Raw genomic sequence first — 16,312 nt, 5'->3', positions numbered from 1 at the left:
ACTATTTCAGGATTCGATTTTAAAACGGGAATTCGATCAGCTGCACGCCATCGGCATCAACCTGAATCATTGAGCCATTTTCATGCCAGGCACCGAGCACCACGCGCTGGGCGCTTTCACCTTGCACAACCAGCTCATGCACCGCCGGACGGTGGGTATGCCCGTGAATCAGAATCCGCACCTTCTGGCGCGTCATCGTATCGATCACGGCTTGCTGATTAACATCCATGATGCTCATCGACTTATGCTGATTGGCTTGCTTGCTGTCGGCGCGCATACGCGCAGCAATGCGCATGCGGATGCGCAGCGGCAGGGTAAGGAACAGACGTTGCAGCCAGCGCTGATGCACTTTGGCGCGGAAGCGTTGATAGCCTTCATCGTCGGTACACAAGGTATCGCCATGCATAATCAGCACGCGATGGCCGTAAAGGTTCAGCACTTGCTCTTCCGGCAGCAGCGTCATGCCGCTGGCACGGGCAAAACGTTTACCGAGCAGGAAGTCTCGATTGCCATGGATGAAGAATGTGGGGATCGGCAGGGCTTTTAGTGCTGCGGCGATTTCACTATGTAGCGGATTGGGATCGTCATCGCCAATCCAGGCTTCAAACAGATCGCCGAGGATGTAAAGCGCATCGCAATCACGCGCTTCACCCTGCAAAAAATGCAGAAAACCGGCAGTAATTGCCGGTTCTTCTGTGCACAGATGCAAATCTGCGATAAACAGCGTGCGCGACATTACTCGCTAACAGTCACTTTCTGGATGACAACGTCGTCAACCGGAACGTCCTGATGCATGCCGCTGCGGCCAGTTTTCACCGCTTTGATTTTCTCAACCACGTCCATGCCTTCAACCACTTCAGCGAACACGCAGTAACCCCAGCCCTGCAGGCTTTCGTCACGGAAGTTCAGGAAGTCGTTGTCTGCGACGTTGATGAAGAACTGTGCAGTCGCGGAGTGTGGCGCCTGAGTACGGGCCATCGCCAGCGTACCTTTGGTGTTTTTCAGACCGTTGTTGGCTTCGTTACGAATGTCTTCTTTGGTGTCTTTCTGCTTCATGCCTGGCTCAAAACCGCCGCCCTGGATCATGAAACCGTTGATAACACGGTGGAAGATGGTGTTGTCGTAGAAACCTTCACGGCAGTAGTCCAGGAAGTTTTTCACGGTAGCCGGCGCTTTGTCATCGAAGGTTTTGATTACGATGTCGCCATGGTTCGTCTGGAAAGTGACCATTATATTCGTCCTGTTACGGGTGTCGTCAGTATCAACTGCCGCGCCTGCTAAGCGGCGGGGCATTTTTGTAGACGCCTCTTATATCACAAATTCCGATGGCTCGTCAGTAAGGCAGCCACAGAAGCTAAGCGAGCGATGCACAACTGAGAAAAATACGGCACAATATCCAGCTACGCTGGAAAGGCGTATCCCGCAAACGTTAATAACGGAATCGTTCAATGCTGAAGATCTATAACACCCTGAGCCGTCAGAAAGAGGAATTTAAACCGATCCACGCTGGTCAGATCGGCATGTATGTCTGTGGAATTACGGTTTACGACCTCTGTCATATCGGTCATGGGCGTACCTTCGTTGCATTTGATGTGGTGTCACGTTATCTGCGCTATGTGGGCTATCAGCTCAAGTATGTGCGTAACATCACCGATATTGATGACAAGATCATCAAACGCGCCAACGAAAACGGTGAGAGCATTGAAACGCTGACTAACCGTATGATCGCCGAAATGCACAAAGATTTTGACGCGCTGGGCATTCTGCCGCCGGATCTGGAGCCGCGTGCCACGCGCCATATCGCTGAAATCATCGAACTGGTTGAGCGTTTGATCGAACGCAAACACGCTTATGTGGCGGATAACGGCGATGTGATGTTCGATGTGCTGAGTGATAAAGGGTATGGCGTGCTGTCGCGTCAGGATCTGACTCAGCTGCAGGCGGGCGCGCGCGTTGAAATCACCGAAATCAAACGCAACCCGATGGACTTTGTGTTGTGGAAAATGTCCAAGCCGGATGAGCCAGCCTGGAATTCGCCGTGGGGCAACGGTCGTCCAGGTTGGCACATCGAGTGTTCCGCGATGAACTGCAAACAGCTGGGCACCCACTTCGATATTCACGGCGGCGGATCGGATCTGATGTTCCCGCACCATGAAAACGAAGTGGCGCAGTCAACCTGTGCGCACGACGGCGATTACGTCAATTACTGGATGCACTCCGGCATGGTAATGATCGACCGCGAGAAGATGTCGAAATCGCTCGGCAACTTCTTCACCGTGCGTGACGTACTGGCGCATTACGATGCGGAAACCGTGCGTTACTTCCTGATGTCGGGCCACTATCGCAGCCAGCTTAACTACGGCGAAGATAACCTCAATCAGGCTCGTGCGGCGCTGGAACGTCTTTACACCGCACTGCGTCACACCGATGGCAGCGCCACGCCAGCAGGCGGCGAAGAGTTCGAAGCGCGCTTCCGCACCGCGATGGATGACGACTTCAACACGCCGGAAGCCTACTCGGTGTTCTTCGACATGGCGCGTGAAGTGAATCGCCTGAAAACCGAAGACAAAGCCGCCTCTGATGGGCTGGCCGCGAAACTGCGTCAGCTGGCGAACGTGCTCGGCATCCTGCAACAGGATCCAGAGCAGTTCCTGCAGAGCAGTGCGCAGGTGAATGATGACGAAGTGGCGGAAATCGAGCATTGGGTCAAAGCGCGTTCTGATGCGCGTGCCGCAAAAGATTGGGCACAGGCCGATGTTGCGCGTGACAAGCTGAATGAGCTGGGCGTGATTGTGGAAGACGGTCCGCAGGGGTCGAGCTGGCGTCGTAAGTAATCTCTTCGGGTGTGCTTTTATCGGCACCTGGATGCTACAGATTTTACGGTGCGCTTCCATCGGCACTCTGACCGAAATTGTAGGGTACGCATTTATGTGTACCTGGACTTACCGGCCGCAGAATAAAAAAAAGGGGCGAACCGCAGTTCGCCCCTTTTTATTTGCCTGAATGCTTAAGCTACTACGGTAATTTTAAAACCGGCGAACTCAACGTTCTGGCCTGCCACAATCTTGCAGCGCTTACGCGTCTCGACTGCGCCATCCACGCGCACTTCGCCATCCGCGATGGCGACTTTTGCCTGCGCACCGCTCTGTACCCAACCTTCAAGTTTCAGCAGGTCACACAAATCAACGTGAGCATGTTCGCCCAAAGAAAAACTGGCCATTATGCCTCCTCCACGTCGTGATACTCTTCGCACGCGACTAATGTATTTTGAATCAGGGTCGCAACGGTCATCGGACCGACGCCACCGGGAACCGGGGTGATATAAGACGCACGTTCAGACGCGCTCGCGAAATCTACATCGCCCACTACTTTACCGCTCTCCAGACGATTGATGCCAACATCAATCACCACCGCGCCTGGCTTGATCCAGTCACCCGGAATAAAGCCCGGTTTACCGACCGCCACCACCAGTAAATCGGCGTGCTCAACGTGATGACGCAGATCTTTGGTGAAACGGTGCGTGACGGTAGTGGTGCAGCCCGCCAGCAGCAGCTCCATGCTCATCGGACGACCGACGATATTGGATGCGCCAACCACCACGGCGTTCAGGCCGTAGGTATCGATATTGTAGCGCTCCAGCAGCGTGACGATACCGCGCGGCGTACAAGGACGCAGCTTCGGTGCACGCTGGCACAGACGACCGATGTTGTAGGGATGGAAGCCATCGACATCTTTGTCCGGCACGATACGTTCCAGCACTTTCACATTATCGATGCCGGCTGGCAGCGGCAGCTGAACCAGAATGCCGTCGATGTCGCTGTCATTGTTCAGCGTATCGATCAGTTCCAGCAGTTCGGCTTCGCTGGTGGTCGCAGGCAGATCGTAAGAGCGGGAGATAAAGCCCACTTCATCACAGGCGCGACGTTTGCTGGCGACATAGATCTGCGAAGCGGGGTTCTCACCCACCAGCACCACTGCCAAACCTGGTGCACGTTTACCGGCTGCCAGACGCTGCTGTACTTTTTCGGCAACCTCAAGGCGCACCTGCTGCGCAATCGTTTTACCGTCAATAATTTTTGCTGCCATCAGAGAGGAAATCCATCTGTAGAAAGTTAAATCGGGGATTGGCGCCTATTCTGTCAGAAGCGCGTCCGGCTGTCAGGTAGAGATTCATTTCGCCTGTGCGTTTCACGACTTTCCGCAGTGACGTGAGACCGCCTTAGCGCGTATTATGTCCCTCAGGAAATTATGTGGATGCCGTGATGATTTGGTTAATACTCGCCACGCTGGCGGTGGTGTTTGTTGTAGGGTTTCAACTACTGACGGCCGGTTCGCGCCATGCTGCGCAAGGGCTGAGTAAAAGGCTGCAACTGCCGCCGGTGCATATCGAATCGATGCTGTCGCTAATGGGTAAGGATGCGGCCAAAGAGTTCACCGATTACATCGCGGGCGATAATGAAACCCATCTGGCTAACGGCGCAGCGGTGATGCTGATCTGGCAGGTGTTGATTGTCGATGGTAGCGACGAGAACGCGGTGCGCTGGCACGGGATTCTGACTAAAGCTGGGTTTTCGGGGCTGATTTCGCGGCAGCAGCTGTTGTTAGCGTTGGGTTTTTTGCGACAGCTGGAGCCGGAGAGTGCGGAGCTGCATGCGTTGCGTGAGCAGTATAATGCGCGGTTTACGCAGCAGGGGATCGAGCTGGAAGGGGAGGCTGGCGAGGTGAGTAATCTGGTGTCGATGAGCGAGTGGCGTAAGCGGCATTGATGGGCGGGGGATTGTTGGATATGAGCATGGGCATTGAGGGCGGATGGCGCGCGACGTGGGGCGTACTGCTCGGTCTTGAGGAGGAATTGTTCAATGATTCAACACTCTGGAGCCGCAGGGCGGCAAAAACGTTGACGCGAGAGCGTGCAAACGTATAATCCGACGCAACCACTATGCGCCCTTAGCTCAGCTGGATAGAGCACCGGCCTTCTAAGCCGTAGGTCACAGGTTCGAATCCTGTAGGGCGTGCCATTTCAAGTCAATACACTTCTACTGAACTCTCTTTCTTTGCTTTATACTCTTTGATATAGCTGGATTTTTCTGTCGCGAGCTCAACCCAAGTCTACTCAGTTCAACCCAAATCAATAGGTGTCTGTGACCTTTGCGGGAACATGTTAGGGAAAACTATTTCCGCGAATTACAATTCGGCGTTCCAATTTCCGAAATATCGCTTCAACTTCTCGATGGTATGACGCCACCTCGGTGCAGTTGGTCTGCATACAGTATTCTGATTACCGAAGAAGCCGACTTCGCTCACCGCTTCTTGTTCGCTGCGGGTTTCAAGCCATTTAACTGAGATAAAATATTCTGATTTATCGGGATCATCGGCGTTGTCTCGATACCAATCACCAAATTTGAGCACGTCCATTGCGAGCTTATCGCCATTGTCAGTGTTAACCATAAAGCTGCTGGCCGGCTCAATGGCGCTTTGTACCAAACCCACGCCCACATAACCTGTTTTAGGAATGTTTACCCAGACACGATCACCCGGCTGGAGCTGTTTTAAAGTTTGGCTGTACCAGCTACCACCGCCTGCGCTGATAAAACCGTAACGGCGTGCTTCTTCCCAGACGCGACTGTTTGCATCGCCAAACGAGACGTAAAACTCGCCGTTCCAAGGTTCTTTTGTGCTGGCACTGGTAGCCGTAGCTTGTGCAGCATTGGTTTGCGTTTCGCTTGGGTCGATAAGCCAGGCACGACTTAGGAACTGTTCATCACCATGCTGGAATACCTGGAAAAACAGCACGTTAATCGAGATGCCGTTTTTATTCAGATAGTCGACGATGCGCTCGGTGGACGGGTCCAGTTCCGCTGCGACAATAATGATTTGATGTGACTGGTTGAGCGATTCTTCTTCCAGTTCGATATTAAAACGCTGTTTAAACGCGTCACCCAAATTACCGCCATTGGAGAATTTTTCGTAAATGTTAGACAGACGATCGGCAGTTAAGTATCCACCCAGGAGGCATAATCCAGCGCCTGTGCGACTACTTCACGCGGCGTGCGGTCGCGTTTAAGCTCAATCAGGATCAGCGACGCATCCGGCGCAATGGCCAGCAGGTCGATACGCCCTTTATCGAGCGTATTTTCCTGATGGCCGATAATCATCCACTGATCGGAGAGGATCGTCGGGTCGTTTATAATCATTCTCTACAGCAGTTGCTCACTAGCGAGTTTGCTGATGGTCAGCGGTTGGGGATCCTCCCCAACCCGCCAGATAGCATGGTGAACCGGCACCGCCTGTTCCTTAGTTTAATGCTGTGTCAGTGAGCGCATCCGCCAGGTGAAGCTGGGTTTGTTGGGCGGATTGCAGGCGGGATTTAAGGCGATCGCAAATTGAAGAAAGGTGTTCTATTTTTGAAACTATTCGCTTCTGTTCTTTTTCTGGAGGCATAGGGAAAAGAAAATTCGATATTTCAGAAAGATACAAACAAGGTTGTGCTCCCCCCCGTTTAGTTTCATTGATGATTTTTTGCAATAAAAATGAGTCCATTGAAAACTTAAGATAGTTAGAATTAAACAACAATGGTTTTATAATTGCTACACTTCTAACTAATGCAAAGTTAGCACTCTCTTTTATTAAAGAACTACGGCCAATTGTTCCGCCAACAGATACAATTAAAAGATCACCGATCTCAGGAAGGCACCGCTGTCTTGATTTAAGATAATCCTCTTCAGAAATATAGTCGCAGTTATCATAATCAATATACCCATCTCGAACATTTTTAGCCGACAGTAATTTATAACCGTAAGTAATTCTCGGTGGGGTTTTATGATCACCATCAGTTATTTTTGACGTGATGTTTTGTAACTTACACCACTCCCATCCCTCCGGTAATTCAAATGGTTTTTCCTCATCATTTACAGGCGGCAACGGTTTTTGTTTTTTAATTTTGCCTTCTTTCATCAGTTGTGCTTTTTCCTGCTCAATACGTTTAAGCAGTTCAGAAGCCGGTTCGTCATTAGGATCTTGCGGTACCAGTTTGCCCATCACAGCCAGTTGCAGAATGGTTTGCTTAAGCGCCTCGATACTCGCTTCGGTGTTAAATAGCGTGTCGAAGTGCTGGCTGATTCGCGCCCAGTTTTCGGCGAGTTCTTCGGCATTTTGGCTATCGGTCAGCGTTGCCAGCAGGGTTTCCACCAATTGCTGATGCGCTTCTAAACTGGTCAGGGATTGCTGTTCCAGTTGGTCGCAGAGGGACATGAACTCCAGAATCTTATAAACTATTCTCTTTTGTTCAGCCAATGAAGGCACAGGGACAAGCATCTGAGAAAGCTGTCCGAGATATATACCTTTTTGTGCTGTACCTTTCCCATTTTCGATAAAATAAAACTGTGCTGTCATTGATTTAAAATAATCTGACAAATAACTTGAATATAATCCACTGGTTAAAACAGCAACACTTCTTTGCAGGGCAAATTTGGTATTGTCGTTGACTACAGCACTACGTCCCAATGAGCCAACTATAGTTAACAAAATATCATCTTTTTTAACTAGTGTTCGTCCATTTTCTTTAATGAAGTCATCTTCACAGACATAGCGAGAAGGATTATCGAAATCTATCAATCCATTCTGGATATTCTGACTACTGAGCATAGGATAACCTGAGCCATTATCTTTTGGAGGATTGTGTGACCCATCTGTTAGTTTCGAGCATATGTTGCCTAATTTTTCCCACTCCCAACCCACCGGCAATTCAAACGGCTTCTCATCCTCGCTAATCTCAGGAAGCGGCTTCTGCTTTTTAATTTTTCCCTGCTTTACCAGTTCCGCTTTCTCAGCAGCAATACGCTTCAGTAACTCAGAAGCCGGTTCATCATTCGGGTCCTGCGGTACCAGTTTGCCGCGCACTGCCAGCTCCAGAATCAACTCGCGCAGTTTCTTAATGCCATAGAGGTCGATTTTGCCATTGCTGCCACGACCGGCGGTGGAGCGAGTTTGCAGGGCAGAGGACCAAATATCGAGATGGTCGGTAATTAGTTTCTCAACGGTCATCAGTTCGTCCCCTTATTGCCTGCCAGAGCGGCACCCAGAATATCGCGCAGCTGGTTGCGCAGCTCGCTGATTTCCGCCTGCTGCGTCTGGTACTGCGCCAGCAGCTCATCTGGATCGTGGCTGACGGTTTCGCCTTGGTACGGATTCTTGATATCGAGATTGAAGCTGCGGGCGATAATGTCATCGATGCTGACTTTCCACGCCTGATTGTTCTCTTCACGGCTGGCAAAACCATCGGCTTCGTTACCCCACCAGTCGATTTCGGTCTGGAATTCTTCAAACTTCATCGGCTTGGTTTTGCTGTAGTTCTTCACGCCGTCCGGGTACGGATGCTCGTAGAACCAGATCTCTTTGGTCGGCTGGCCTTTGGTGAAGAACAGAATATTGGTTTTAATGCCGGTGTAGGGATTAAACACGCCGTTCGGTAACCGCACGATGGTGTGCAGGTTGCACTCTTCGGTGAGCAGTTTCTTGATTTTGGTTTTTACACCTTCACCAAACAGCGTACCGTCCGGCAATACCACTGCTGCACGGCCTTTGTCGGCCAGCACTTCGATAATCAGTTGCAGGAAAAGATCGGCGGTTTCACGGGTCTGCATCTCTGCCGGGAAGTTCTTCTCAATGCCGTCTTCTTCGGTGCCGCCAAAGGGTGGGTTAGTGACAATGACATCGATCTGTTCATCCCACGAGGAAAGCGGTTTAATAAGCGTGTTGTCATGGCGGATTTGCACCGGCACCTCAATACCGTGCAGCAGCATATTGGTGGTACACAGCAGGTGCGGCAGCTGTTTTTTTTCTACGCCGTGGATTTGCTTTTGAAGCGTTTTGCGGTCTTCGGTGGTTTTGACGTAGTGCTCTTTTACGTGGTCAAACGAGCACGCAAGGAAGCCGCCGGTACCACACGCCGGGTCCATGATCGATTCGCCCAGTTTCGGGTCAATGCGGTTGACCATAAAGCGCGTCACTGCACGCGGCGTGTAAAATTCCCCTGCATTCCCGGCACTTTGCAGGTCGCGCAGGATTTGCTCGTAGATATCGCCAAACAGGTGACGTTCCTGACTGCTGCTAAAGTCGATCTCATTGAGCTTGTTGATCACCTGACGCAACAGCGTGCCGTTTTTCATGTAGTTATAGGCGTCGCTGAAGGCTTGTTTGACCACAAAACCACGCGGGTTCTTATCGATTGGCGCGATGAGGTTTTTTAACTTTGGGAACAGATCGTCGTTGACGAATTCCTGCAGGGCATCACCAGTAATGCCTTCACTATTAGCCGCCCAGGTACGCCATAAATAGCGCTCTGGAATTGGAAGCTGATAGTCATCCTGCTCCAGTTCCAGCTCTTCTTCTTGGGTATCAAAAATCTTCAGAAACAGCAGCCACGAAAGCTGTCCGAGACGCTGGGCATCGCCGTCAACACCTGCGTCTTTACGCATAATGTCCTGAAGGGATTTAATAACTGAGCTAATCGACATGTTTTCTTTCCATTCTTAAAAAAGGATGCCACCGGATGTGTGAGCACCCGATGGCAGAATAGGGGATTTGGTTATCAGGCTGAGCGTGGCGGTAACTGATAGATTTCGCTTTCCAGCTCGTTTACCGCGTTTTCGTAAGCCTGTTTGCTACCAAAGCTGCTTTTAATAATTTCCAGTGGGCGACCAAGCGAGTCGAACGGTTTCAACTTCAACACTTGGATGTCCTCGATTTCCTGCACACCATCATCGGCGTATTTATCAAGCAGCGTATTCAATACGTTTTGCGCAGGCTCGGAGTATTTAGTGAAATAGTTACGCTTGCGAACGTTGTCGGCGCGTTCTCTACGCGTCAGCGGTTTTTGGCCGTAAACCACATGGCACAGCAGATCGAACGGATCGAGATCTTTGCCCACTTCTTCTGCCAGCACATTCCAAAGCACTCCCAGCTGCTCAAGTTCATCAATGATGACCTTTTTGCGGTCCGCAGAGTGCCATTTACGGATGAAGTCATCAAGCGATGCGTAGTCTTTATCTTTAAGTAACGTTTTGCGGGTGTAGTCCTGGAAGGATTCAGTGACCAGCTTGCCGTCGGCATCGTAATACTGAACGCGTTTAGCCAGCACTTTTACGCTGACACCGTTAACGTGAAACTTACGGATCTTGTTTTCATCGTCTTCTTCAAAAGTCTCATTGCCGTTACCTGAAGTTGGATCATAGGTTGCAGCTGTCTCTGCGAAACTATCAACCAAATCAGATGACTCTTGCTCGGATGTTTCATCTTCAAGTTGGTCTTCGAAATCAGAATCTGGATCGGTAATCTCTTCCGGCGTGGTGCGGATCACTTTTTCTGGCACGCCATCAAAGCGTTCGTCGGCAAACAATTCAGTCGCTTTTTTGAAGTCGAGAATAGTGAACCACAGCTTACCGAACCTCTCATTAATGCGCGTGCCGCGCCCGATGATTTGTTTGAACTTGGTCATCGACTGAATGTTCTGATCCAGCACCACCAATTTGCAGGTTTGTGCGTCCACACCGGTACTCATCAGCTCTGAGGTGGTTGCTATTACGGGATAGGCTTTCTTCGGGTTGATGAAGTTATCGAGCTGTCCTTTGCCGATGTCGTCGTCACCGGTGATTTTCATCACATACTTTTCGTTCTTTTTCACCTGCTCAGGATTGAGGTTGACCAACGCACGGCGCATACGTTCTGCGTGATCGATGTCGTTGCAGAAGACGATGGTTTTATCCATCGGGTTGGTGCGTTTGAGATAGTCAGTGATGGTTTGCGCCACAAGCCAGGTGCGCTCATCAATGACCATCGTTCGGTCAAAATCTTTCTGGTTATAAATACGGTCATCAATCAGTTCACCACGTTTATCAACCTGTCCTTTTGTGGGCCGCCAGCCCTGTAAGTCGACATCGATATCCACTCGCACCACTTTATACGGTGCGAGGAAGCCATCTTCGATGCCTTCTTTAAGCGAATAGGTGTAAACCGGCTCGCCAAAGTAGTCGGTGCTGGAGACTTCATCAGTTTCTTTCGGCGTGGCGGTCAGGCCAATTTGTGTGGCGCTGCTGAAGTATTCGAGAATTTCACGCCAAGCGCTGTCTTCTGACGCACTGCCGCGATGGCATTCGTCAATTACAATCAGATCAAAGAAATCAGGGGCAACCTGCTTAAACGCTTTTTGATGTTCTTCCGGACCAGTAATCGCCTGATAAAGTGCTAACTGAATTTCATAGGCTGGATCAATCGTTCTACCCGTCACTTTTGCCATCGCGCTGCCAAAGGGCACGAAGTCATTAGTTTTAGTTTGATCAACAAGGATATTGCGGTCAGCAAGAAACAGGATGCGTTGCTTATTTTTTGCTTTCCATAGACGCCAGATAATCTGGAACGCGGTATAGGTTTTCCCGGTGCCGGTCGCCATGACTAATAACAGTCGCTTTTGTCCCGCAGAAACAGCTTCTACCGTTTTGTTAATCGCCTGGAGCTGATAGTAACGCGGGGATTTCCCGGTATCGTCGTCGTAATAGTCTTGGCTGATGACAGGCAACTGCTCGGCGGTGAAACCTTTCCAGACACAGTATTTACTCCACAGCTGTTCCGGTGTTGGGAAATCGTTGAGTGTGATTTCTGATTCAAGCTGTGCGGGGTTCGTTTTGTCGTGGAAAATAAAACCATCACCATTAGAAGCAAAGATAAAAGGCACGTCGAGCAGGCGAGCGTAATCCAGGCCCTGCTGCATCCCCTTGCCGATCTCATGCTTATTAGCTTTAGCCTCTATAACTGCAAGAGGTAATCCCGGCTTGTGGTAAAGCACAATATCCGCTGATTTCACTGTCAGACGTGCGGCCAGTTTACCGCGCACCACCACTTTGCCATCGCGGAGTTTCACTTCCTGGCGGATCTGTGACATGACATCCCAGCCAGCCTCTTTGATTGCTGGAAGGATGAATTTGGTGATGATGTCCGTTTCAGTCAGATAAGTTTTGTTTACGCCAGCCATAGCAGAACACTCCACGATATTGGGTTAGCTCTGATTTTACACAGATTAGTGAGATACGTAATAGACTGAAAAGATGTTTTGGTTAGCTACTAGTATGATATGTTTTAGCTGGCGAGAACTGCATCGATAAACCAGCTTATGGTTAACCTACCCTCTCCCAAATTTCACGAAGCCGCTCGAATACAGGCCAGGCCATACGGCGTTTCTGACCGTTGGAATAGAACGCTGCGTGAATCAGGGCACAAGGCAATTTGATATTCCTCCCAACACAAACAAATCCTTGCGATCGCACTCGCATCGTGGACAATGTTTAACCATGAGGATTTTATATCAACGAAATCAATAGTTTTTTAAGTGACGGGATGGGGAATGGACAGCAATACTCAAGGATTCACTTCATACTGGCGTAATACCTTAGCTGATGCCGAGTCTGGAAAAGGGGCATTTGAGCATAAAGATGAAGATTCATTCACGCGATGGATGAATGTCGATCAGGGAAGGCTGGGTGAAGAGATCGTGCAATCGTTTTTCGAGGGCGAAGACGATCAAGTTAAGACTGTTGAAGTATTACTACGGCCACAAGTATGGATCCGCCAGTTAAAGCATGGCAAGGAACGTACGGCAGGTGCACCAGGTATAGTTACGCCTCTGGTGACTTCCGCACTATTGAACCGCGAAGGCTTTTTATTCCCTACATCTCCTGCCACCATTCCCCGTGACCTGCTCGAACCTCTCCCTAAAGGTACCTTTTCTATTGGTGAGATGGCGGAATATGACAAGTACAAAACCACGCATGATTCAATCACTTTTGGTCCCAGTAATGAGGATGAGCTGCGTGAGGAGACTGATGAACAACGAGTGGAACGATATGCTCGTTATCATCAGCTGTGGCAAAAGTACCTTAAAGACACTGATGAACTTTTAAAAAATGTTTCTGGCAGATGGCTCGCATCACCTGAGCAATATGAACCAGCTGGATATGGCTACATTATTAAAGCCAACCAGTCTGGAGGGGCCAGCATCCATATCCTGCCTATGTACGATCATCTGCTGTCGTGCAAAAAAGAGGTGCCATTGCTGGCGAGCTTTGCCTCAAAAGAGAAGTCTCCTATTGAGCCGCTCCTTGCCAGTAATGCCATGTTCAGTGAGCGTCTGGGGCATTCAGGTGATAAATTTCCGCTGGCTGTGGCGCAGCGCGATGCTCTTAGCCATTATCTCACTCAACAGCCGGGCGATATTCTTGCTGTGAACGGTCCTCCGGGAACAGGAAAAACTACCCTGGTACTTTCCATCATTGCTACGGAGTGGGCGAGAGCGGCTTTAAACAAAACTGAACCCCCAGTGGTGATTGCGACATCAACCAACAACCAGGCCGTTACCAACATCATTGAGGCCTTCGGAAAAGATTTTGCTACCGGCACCGGGCCTATGGCCGGACGTTGGTTACCTGATGTAAAAAGCTTTGGCGCTTACTTCCCTTCTTCAAGCCGAAAAGCCGAGGCAGCAAAAAAATACCAGACGAAGGATTTCTTTAACCGTGTTGAGTCTCTTGAATATGTAGAAGATGCCCAGTGCTTTTTCCTGGAAAAGGCAAGAGTAGCATTCCCAACTGAGGAATGCCGTTCTCCTGAATATGTTGTGGATCTCTTGCATCAGCGTTTAGTTGAGCTCTCTGCAGAGCTTAAGCAAATCGAACCAGCGTGGGACAACCTGAATGCAATCCGTCGGGAGCGGCGTGCCATCAGCGACGATTTCGAACAGTATATTCAGGATAAGAGTACGTTATTGTTCAATAGCAAAAATGAAATCTCGCTATTAACACAGGGCAAAAAACAGTGGGAGCAATATCGAGCCGGTGAGTCGATCATGTTCGCTCTCTTCTCCTGGCTTCCCGCCGTTCGTACTAAGCGTCATTATCTAATGAATCTATTTTTGGAGGCAGCGTTTGGTGAAAGAATGACAGCGTTCCTAGGACCTCTGCCTGATGGAATTGATTCCTTTATCGATGGCCTAATTACACAAGCGCTTAAAGAACAGGCCGAGTATCAGCAGCAAATTGATCTTGCTGAGGACATTTTCCGACGTGAAAGTGAAGCTGCAATACGCTGGCGCGAGATTACTCACTCACTGGGAAATCTGGGTGAAGCAGAGTTGAGTCTGAGAGAAGCCGATGAGCTTGCCGATACACAGCTCCGATTCCCAGCATTTTTGCTGGCGACGCATTATTGGGAAGGTCGGTGGCTGATGGATATGGCTGCTATTGAGAACCTTCAAAAAGAAAAAGGTCTCAAAGGGGCGAAGGCCATTAAAGCCCGCTGGTTGCGTAGAATGAAGCTCACCCCTTGTGTTGTGATGACCTGCTTTATGCTTCCTCACCACATGCTCATCAGGGAGCATGTTGGCGGCAAGAAGTTTGATGATGGCTATTTATTTAACTTTGCCGATTTGCTGATTGTCGATGAAGCGGGGCAGGTGTTGCCTGAGGTTGCGGCAGCTTCTTTCGCACTGGCTAAGAAAGCCCTGGTGATTGGTGACACAGATCAGATTGCGCCTATCTGGAATAGCTTGCCCGGTATTGATATCGGCAATATGGTTGAGGAGAACATTCTTCCGGGAGGTACGCAGGAAGAACTTACTGAAGCTTATGCACTGATGTGTGACTCTGGAAAAAGTGCTGCATCTGGCAGCGTTATGAAGGTTGCACAGTTTAATTCTCGCTACCAGTACGATCCGGATCTGGCGAGAGGGATGTACCTTTATGAACACCGTCGTTGCTTCGATAACATCATTAGTTACTGTAACACCCTCTGCTATCACGGTAAGTTGCAGCCCAAACGAGGGGAAGAAAAAGAGACAATATTTCCTGCAATGGGATATTTGCATATCGATGGTAAAGGTATGCAGGCAAGTGGGGGAAGTCGCTATAACGACTTTGAAGCGAAGACGATAGCGGCATGGCTTGCATCGCACAAAGAGGAAATCGAGCGTCATTATGGCGAACCTCTACATAAAGTAGTGGGGGTTGTTACCCCATTTTCGGCGCAGGTCAATGCGATAAAGTCATCATTACGTAAGCTGGATATTAATTGTAGCGGCGATGAAAATTCGCTGACAGTTGGTACTGTCCATTCATTGCAGGGGGCGGAAAGGGCGATTGTGCTTTTCTCTCCTGTATATTCGAAACATGAAGATGGCAGTTTTATTGACAGCGACAGTAGCATGCTGAACGTCGCCGTTTCACGAGCTAAAGACAGCTTCCTGGTCTTTGGTGATATGGATCTGTTTGAGATCCAGCCTGGATCGTCACCTCGGGGATTGCTGGCTAAATACCTGTTTGCTTCCAATGGCAATAGATTGCAGTTTGAGTTTCAGGAGCGCCAGGATTTAAGTACCTCACAAACGCAGATTTCAACCCTACACGGGGTGGAGCAACATGATGCGTTTCTGAATCAGACTTTTGACGCCATTAATCAGAGCATTACTATCGTTTCCCCGTGGCTCACCTGGCAAAAGCTGGAACAGACAGGTTTTCTGGCATCGATGTCTCAGGCGCGCGCCCGTGGTGTTAATATCACTGTAGTAACGGATAAAACGTCTAATACAGAGCATGTAGATTTTGAAAAGCGCAAAGAGAAACATCAGCGCCTAAATGAAGCAGTGGAAAGGTTGAATGAAATGGGCATCACAACGAAGCTGGTTAACCGTGTTCACAGTAAGATTGTGATTGGTGATGAGGGACTGCTCTGCGTCGGTTCCTTTAACTGGTTTAGCGCTACGCGCGATGAGAAGTATCAACGATACGATACGTCGATGGTATATCGTGGTGAAAGTTTAAAAATCGAAATTAAAACGATTTATTCCAGCCTGGAACAACGTCAGTTGTAATTCTCAAGTGTCTTTCCCAGGTTAACTAACGAGAATGCGCAGAACCGACCATTGCTCGCCGCAAGATGAACTGTCCAGAGAATGTCTTTATGGCTCCTGCCGGGATAATGCGGTGGCTGAATCATTGTTCAGTTCACTGAAAATAGAGCGAATCAGAAAACGTATCCACAAAATCCGGGGCCTGGCCCGGGCCGATATCTTCGATTACATTGAAGTGTTCTAGAACTTGGCCCGGCGGCACAGTCACCTGAGTGGCGTCAGCCCGGAGGCCTTCGAACAGGCCTCGTCGTGAGGACAGGAATTGTCTATGGGCGTGGGGTCAAGTCCATGATTCCTGTAGAAAACTCAAAGATGCCCGTTATACTTTGAGTAACGGGCAAATAATGAGGTTTGGCCAAGGTT

General features: G+C 49.7%; 10 protein-coding genes, 1 tRNA gene and 2 pseudogenes. 5 read left to right on the top strand and 8 right to left on the bottom strand.

Annotation, left to right across the window (positions count from 1 at the left end; genetic code table 11):
* Positions 1–19: 19 nt before the first annotated feature.
* Together lpxH and ppiB are read right to left on the bottom strand one after the other, a co-directional pair.
* Positions 20–736 carry a UDP-2,3-diacylglucosamine diphosphatase gene (gene lpxH, locus ACCW76_RS17125; protein ID WP_436339399.1) on the bottom strand — a complete coding sequence of 239 codons (717 nt, stop codon included), beginning with the start codon at positions 734–736 and terminating at the stop codon, positions 20–22.
* Positions 736–1,230 (bottom strand): peptidylprolyl isomerase B, encoded by a 495-nt coding sequence (gene ppiB, locus ACCW76_RS17120; RefSeq protein WP_034828227.1) that lies wholly within the window; start codon positions 1,228–1,230, stop codon positions 736–738. The genes lpxH and ppiB overlap by 1 nt, the downstream gene beginning before the upstream one ends.
* A 218-nt stretch (positions 1,231–1,448) precedes the next feature.
* Here ppiB and cysS point away from each other — a divergent pair, with 218 nt between their 5' ends.
* Positions 1,449–2,834, top strand: coding sequence for a cysteine--tRNA ligase (gene cysS / locus ACCW76_RS17115; protein WP_436339396.1), 1,386 nt, complete (start codon positions 1,449–1,451; stop codon positions 2,832–2,834).
* Positions 2,835–3,007: 173 nt separating this feature from the next.
* Here the strand turns inward: cysS and ybcJ are convergent, their stop codons facing one another.
* A complete protein-coding gene (gene ybcJ, locus ACCW76_RS17110; protein WP_038648448.1) occupies positions 3,008–3,220 on the bottom strand; it encodes a ribosome-associated protein YbcJ in 213 nt (70 codons plus the stop codon).
* Positions 3,220–4,086, bottom strand: a complete 867-nt coding sequence (folD, locus tag ACCW76_RS17105; RefSeq protein WP_436339394.1) for a bifunctional methylenetetrahydrofolate dehydrogenase/methenyltetrahydrofolate cyclohydrolase FolD — start codon at positions 4,084–4,086, stop codon at positions 3,220–3,222. Before folD ends, ybcJ begins: the two co-directional genes overlap by 1 nt.
* Positions 4,087–4,262: 176 nt before the next feature.
* Here folD and ACCW76_RS17100 point away from each other — a divergent pair, with 176 nt between their 5' ends.
* The gene (locus ACCW76_RS17100; protein WP_436339392.1) at positions 4,263–4,766 is read left to right on the top strand and encodes a DUF1198 family protein; all 504 of its coding nucleotides are present in this window, start codon (positions 4,263–4,265) and stop codon (positions 4,764–4,766) included.
* Between the two features lie 175 nt (positions 4,767–4,941).
* Positions 4,942–5,018 (top strand) — tRNA-Arg (locus ACCW76_RS17095).
* Positions 5,019–5,184: 166 nt separating this feature from the next.
* Here ACCW76_RS17095 and ACCW76_RS17090 read toward each other — a convergent pair.
* The 4 genes and pseudogenes from ACCW76_RS17090 to hsdR form a co-directional block, all read right to left on the bottom strand.
* Positions 5,185–6,284, bottom strand: a pseudogene (locus ACCW76_RS17090) (nuclease).
* Positions 6,285–6,294: 10 nt separating this feature from the next.
* Complete coding sequence (locus tag ACCW76_RS17085) at positions 6,295–8,043, bottom strand: restriction endonuclease subunit S (RefSeq protein WP_436339390.1); 1,749 nt, start codon at positions 8,041–8,043, stop codon at positions 6,295–6,297.
* The gene (locus tag ACCW76_RS17080) at positions 8,043–9,515 is read right to left on the bottom strand and encodes an N-6 DNA methylase (protein ID WP_436339388.1); all 1,473 of its coding nucleotides are present in this window, start codon (positions 9,513–9,515) and stop codon (positions 8,043–8,045) included. Before ACCW76_RS17080 ends, ACCW76_RS17085 begins: the two co-directional genes overlap by 1 nt.
* Before the next feature lie 74 nt (positions 9,516–9,589).
* Positions 9,590–12,025: an EcoAI/FtnUII family type I restriction enzme subunit R gene (gene hsdR / locus ACCW76_RS17075; protein WP_436339387.1), complete on the bottom strand. Its 2,436-nt coding sequence runs from the start codon at positions 12,023–12,025 to the stop codon at positions 9,590–9,592.
* Positions 12,026–12,394: 369 nt separating this feature from the next.
* On the opposite strand from hsdR, the gene ACCW76_RS17070 reads away from it, so the two are divergent.
* Both ACCW76_RS17070 and ACCW76_RS17065 read left to right on the top strand, forming a co-directional pair.
* Positions 12,395–15,910 carry an AAA domain-containing protein gene (locus tag ACCW76_RS17070; RefSeq protein WP_436339385.1) on the top strand — a complete coding sequence of 1,172 codons (3,516 nt, stop codon included), beginning with the start codon at positions 12,395–12,397 and terminating at the stop codon, positions 15,908–15,910.
* Between the two features lie 91 nt (positions 15,911–16,001).
* A pseudogene (locus tag ACCW76_RS17065) lies at positions 16,002–16,202 on the top strand (IS3 family transposase); the annotation flags it as partial.
* Positions 16,203–16,312: the final 110 nt, after the last annotated feature.

The organism is Pantoea sp. C8B4, from assembly GCF_051336905.1.
GTDB classification, from domain to species: domain Bacteria; phylum Pseudomonadota; class Gammaproteobacteria; order Enterobacterales; family Enterobacteriaceae; genus Pantoea; species Pantoea rwandensis_B.
The sequence above is the reverse complement of the archived record's forward strand: the minus strand, read 5'-3'. Positions and strand labels throughout refer to the sequence as shown.

Coding starts and splice junctions, on each gene's coding strand:
- ACCW76_RS17080 (WP_436339388.1), bottom strand. CDS start 9,515: ATGTCGATTAGCTCAGTTATTAAATCCCTTCAGGACATTATGCGTAAA.
- lpxH (WP_436339399.1), bottom strand. CDS start 736: ATGTCGCGCACGCTGTTTATCGCAGATTTGCATCTGTGCACAGAAGAA.
- ACCW76_RS17100 (WP_436339392.1), top strand. CDS start 4,263: ATGATTTGGTTAATACTCGCCACGCTGGCGGTGGTGTTTGTTGTAGGG.
- folD (WP_436339394.1), bottom strand. CDS start 4,086: ATGGCAGCAAAAATTATTGACGGTAAAACGATTGCGCAGCAGGTGCGC.
- ybcJ (WP_038648448.1), bottom strand. CDS start 3,220: ATGGCCAGTTTTTCTTTGGGCGAACATGCTCACGTTGATTTGTGTGAC.
- ACCW76_RS17070 (WP_436339385.1), top strand. CDS start 12,395: ATGGACAGCAATACTCAAGGATTCACTTCATACTGGCGTAATACCTTA.
- hsdR (WP_436339387.1), bottom strand. CDS start 12,025: ATGGCTGGCGTAAACAAAACTTATCTGACTGAAACGGACATCATCACC.
- ppiB (WP_034828227.1), bottom strand. CDS start 1,230: ATGGTCACTTTCCAGACGAACCATGGCGACATCGTAATCAAAACCTTC.
- ACCW76_RS17085 (WP_436339390.1), bottom strand. CDS start 8,043: ATGACCGTTGAGAAACTAATTACCGACCATCTCGATATTTGGTCCTCT.
- cysS (WP_436339396.1), top strand. CDS start 1,449: ATGCTGAAGATCTATAACACCCTGAGCCGTCAGAAAGAGGAATTTAAA.